The organism is Marinobacterium profundum, from assembly GCF_001528745.1.
Lineage (GTDB): Bacteria > Pseudomonadota > Gammaproteobacteria > Pseudomonadales > Balneatricaceae > Marinobacterium_A > Marinobacterium_A profundum.
The window spans coordinates 1-3,283 of sequence record NZ_BCNS01000007.1; the positions used below are offsets into that span (position 1 = coordinate 1).

The 3,283-nt window shown below is 62.4% G+C and carries 4 protein-coding genes; all 4 read left to right on the forward strand.

Annotated elements, in window-relative coordinates; all coding sequences use genetic code 11:
- A partial coding sequence (locus MPRO_RS00885) for a molybdopterin oxidoreductase family protein (RefSeq protein ID WP_158651710.1) occupies positions 1–1,541 on the forward strand: 1,541 nt, incomplete at its 5' end.
- Positions 1,541–2,440: a formate dehydrogenase accessory sulfurtransferase FdhD gene (fdhD, locus tag MPRO_RS00890; RefSeq protein ID WP_082708369.1), complete on the forward strand. Its 900-nt coding sequence runs from the start codon at positions 1,541–1,543 to the stop codon at positions 2,438–2,440. The genes MPRO_RS00885 and fdhD, both read left to right, overlap by 1 nt.
- An 11-nt stretch (positions 2,441–2,451) precedes the next feature.
- Positions 2,452–2,700, forward strand: a complete 249-nt coding sequence (locus MPRO_RS00895) for a formate dehydrogenase subunit delta (protein WP_067285948.1) — start codon at positions 2,452–2,454, stop codon at positions 2,698–2,700.
- A 282-nt stretch (positions 2,701–2,982) separates the two neighbouring features.
- Positions 2,983–3,283 (forward strand): hypothetical protein (locus MPRO_RS00900; protein ID WP_158651711.1); only part of this gene is annotated, 301 nt, incomplete at its 3' end.

Consider the following 3,283-nt stretch of genomic DNA (forward strand, 5'->3'; position numbering starts at 1 on the left):
CGCCGCACCTCAAAGATGCCCAGCATCTGGCGCTGCGCCCCGGCACCAACGTCGCCCTGATCAATGCCCTGGCCCACGTCATCATGGACGAAGGTCTGGAAGACACCGCGTTTATTGCCTCGCGCTGCGACGACAAGGGCTACCAGGCCTGGCGCGCCTTTATCAGCGATGCCCGTCACTCCCCCGAGCAGATGGAAGCGGTTACCGGTGTCAATGCCGAAATGGTTCGCCGTGCGGCGCGCACCTATGCCAAGGCCCCCAACGGCGCCATCTACTACGGCCTGGGCGTTACCGAGCACAGCCAGGGTTCCACCATGGTCATGGGCATCGCCAACCTGGCGCTGGCCACCGGCAATATCGGCCGTGAAGGCGTGGGCGTAAACCCGCTGCGCGGCCAGAACAATGTGCAGGGCTCCTGCGACATGGGCTCCTTCCCCCACGAACTGCCGGGCTACCAGCATGTATCCGACGACGTCGCCCGTGCCCGCTTCGAGCAAGTTTGGGGGGTAACGCTGGACGACGAGCCTGGGCTGCGCATTCCCAACATGTTCGACTCGGCCATCGCCGGCACCTTCAAGGCGCTCTATGTGCAGGGCGAAGACATCGCCCAGTCCGACCCCAACACACACCACGTTGAGGCTGCGCTCAAGTCGCTGGACTGCCTGATCGTGCAGGATATCTTCCTTAACGAAACCGCCAAGTTCGCCCACGTGCTGCTGCCGGGCTCCTCCTTCCTGGAGAAGAACGGCACCTTCACCAACGCGGAACGACGCATCAACCGTGTGCGCAAGGTCATGCCCGCCGTTGCCGGCAAGGAAGACTGGGAAGTGACTCAGGATCTGGCCAACGCCCTGGGCTATCCGATGAACTACAGCCACCCGTCCGAGATCATGGACGAGATCGCCAGCCTGACCCCGACCTTCACCGGCGTCAGCTACGACAGGCTTGAAGAGCTCGGCAGCATCCAGTGGCCCTGCAACGAGCAGCACCCCGATGGCATGCCCACCATGCACGTGGAGGACTTCCCCATCGGCCGTGGTCAGTTTGCCATCACCGAATACGTGGCCACCGAGGAGCGCACCAACCGTCGCTTCCCGCTGCTGCTGACCACCGGTCGCATACTGTCGCAGTACAACGTGGGTGCCCAGACGCGACGCACCGAGAACCAGGCCTGGCATGACGAGGACGTACTGGAAGTGCATCCCTCCGACGCCGAACTGCGTGGCATAAAAGATGGCGACTGGCTCGGCATTTCCAGCCGTGCAGGCCAGACGGTACTGCGCGCCCGCATCAGCGAGCGCATGCTGCCGGGCGTGGTCTACACCACCTTCCATCACCCGGGCAGTGGCGCCAACGTCATCACCACCGACAGCTCAGACTGGGCGACCAACTGTCCGGAGTACAAGGTGACCGCGGTGCAGGTCGAGAAGGTCAGCCAGCCGTCTGAATGGCAGAAGAACTTCCGTTCCTTCGAAAAGCTGCAACACAAGCTGCTCAAGGGTGATGCCGCAACTATGGCCAGCGGCAACGGAGCCGGCTGATGGGCAACAAGGCCCGCGGCAACTGCAAGACCCTCGGCAGCGTTGAGGCACCCGTAGACATTCGGGTACCAAAGCTGCAGGACTCTGCAGGCAGCAGCGCGGCCGCCAGCGCCGCGCACCAGGCCACGGACTGCATCGCAGAGGAAGTGCCAGTGGCGCTGGTCTTCAATGGCATTTCCCATGCCGTAATGATGACCAGCCCCATGGATCTGGAGGACTTCGCCCTGGGCTTTAGCCTCACCGAAGGAATTCTGCAGCACCCCGATGAGCTGTACGAAATAGAGGTGGTGCAGGAAGAACGCGGTATCAGCGTGCAGATGCAGATCAGCACCCAGCGCCTGGCGCAGCTAAAACAGCACAGGCGCAACCTCACCGGACGCACCGGCTGTGGTCTCTGTGGTACTGAATCGCTCGAACAGGCGATTAGACCCGTACCCCAGGTACAGGCACCGCCACTGTCGGATCAGGCCATTCAGCGCGCGCTTGGCGCCCTGCAGCAACATCAGCCGCTGCAGGGGCTGACTGGCGCCAGCCACGGCGCGGCCTGGTGCAACGGCGACGGTGAGATCCTGCTGGCGCGGGAAGATGTCGGCCGGCACAACGCCCTCGACAAACTCATCGGTGCCCTGGTGCGGGCAGATCTGCCCCGCGATGGCGGCTTTGCACTGGTCTCCAGCCGGGCCAGCTATGAAATGGTGCAAAAAAGCTGCAGCGCAGGCATTGGCGCCCTGGTGGCGGTCTCGGCGCCCACCGCACTGGCCATTGAACAGGCACGCCTGGGCGGCCTGATGCTGGTGGGTTTCGCAAGGCCCGGACGCCACGTAATCTATCATCCTGGCAACCCAGGCCAACAGGATAACAACCCTCATTCGGTCAACACCGCCCGCGCGGCGGGTTAAGGACAGAGCCCATGAACCAGCTCGATACCCTGATCCACATGGCGAATCAGATCGCCGACAACAACAGCCACTTCGGCACCCAGGAAGAAGCCGCCATACGCGTAGCCGCCCACCTGAAGAAATTCTGGGCGCGCAGCATGAAACAGCAGATCATCACCTATCTGCAACAAGACGGCAGCAATCTGACTCCCCTGGCCCAGACCGCCATTACCCAGATGCAGGCCAGCCTGCGCCCTGAACCTGCCGGTCTTTGCGGTTAGTCTCCCCTCCTCAAGCCGTTATTAACGCCTCGCGCCCCGTTCAGGGGCGCATGTATAGGCGCCCTCACCGGCGCTGACTCCTCCCCTGCACCTAAAGCCACAGCCAGAACAGTCGACAGAGTGCGGCATCCATAGTGATTCTGGGTTATGCTTTTCGCTATTGCATGCCCAGGCCGACAGTCAGGAGGCTGTCTGATCAGATGCGCAGACTCTTTTAGCTGCAGATCAACCGTCGGACTGACGCGGGGCTGAAACAACGGAACCATTGAGGTAAGTCCACCCATGAGCGGAATTGATTCCAGCTATGCCGTAATCTGTAACCCCAGTATTGAATTCTGGGTTACCGAATACACCTGGGACAGCGATGCCAACGAGATCGGCCACACGACGCAGCACCCGCTGGTCGGCTTCGCCTATGGCGGCAACCGCACCCTGGCGCTGACCCCCATGGGCAGCTATCGCATTCTGGGTGCCTGTCCGGAGCTCTCCTCCCAGGGCGGCTTCTACCGCCTGGAACCCACCCGCGCCGACACCCTGGTTTACCTGGTGCACACCACCCGCAGCCAGGCGCTGGAGACCATAG